This is a genomic window from Streptomyces europaeiscabiei, from assembly GCF_001550375.1.
In the GTDB taxonomy this organism is placed as follows: Bacteria; Actinomycetota; Actinomycetes; order Streptomycetales; family Streptomycetaceae; genus Streptomyces; species Streptomyces europaeiscabiei.
In genome coordinates this window covers 1-803 of sequence record NZ_LRTR01000918.1, presented here as the reverse complement: position 1 = coordinate 803, position 803 = coordinate 1, and the positions used below count along the sequence as shown (strand labels likewise).

Annotated in this window: 1 protein-coding gene; it reads left to right on the top strand. The window is 76.6% G+C overall.

Features of this window, described 5'->3' with window-relative positions:
* A partial coding sequence (locus tag AWZ10_RS46215) for a beta-ketoacyl reductase (protein WP_244172793.1) occupies positions 1-803 on the top strand: 803 nt, incomplete at both ends.

Sequence of the window (803 nt, the reverse complement as noted above, 5' to 3'; positions counted from 1 at the left end):
GGAGCTGGCCGGCACGCTCGGTATCGAGGACGGGCTGGAGACCGTGATTCCGGCCCTGGCCGCCTGGCGGAACACACGCCGTCAGCAGGGACGGATCGACGGTTGGCGGTACCGCGTGGAGTGGCATGCCCTGCCCGCTCCGGCCCGCGCCGCCACCGGCGGAACCTGGCTGCTCGCCGTCCCGGCCCCGCTCGCGGACGACGAGTCGGTCACCGAGACCGTGGCCGCGCTGGAGGCCCGCGGCGCCCGCGCCGCCGTCGTGATCGTCGACGCCGACCATCTGAGCCGGGCCGGCCTGGGCGCCCTGCTCACACCCGCCGCCGAGTCTGTCGGCGCGTTCACCGGGGTCCTGTCGCTGCTGGCGCTCGACGAGCGGCCGCACCCGCAGTGGGCGGCGGTGCCGCTGGGGCTGGCCGCAACCCTCACGCTCGTACAGGCACTCGGCGACACGGGAATCGAGGCGCCCCTGTGGTGCGTGACCCGTGGAGCCGTGGGGTGTGGCCGTGATGGTGCGCCGACGGCACCCGCGCAGGCCGGTGTCTGGGGCCTCGGCCGGGCCGCCGCCCTGGAGCACCCCAAGCGATGGGGCGGTCTCGTCGACCTGCCGGCGACCGGCCCGGACCGCGGCGTCGACCTGCTGCTCGACGTCATCGCCGCGGGCACGCAGGAGGACCAGGTGGCACTGAGGGGCGGCACGGCGTACGGCCGCAGACTCGTGCACGCGGCCACCGGTGGCAAGGCGGCCGCACGGGACTGGAGGCCGCGCGGCACCGTCCTCGTCACCGGCGGCACCGGCGCGCTCG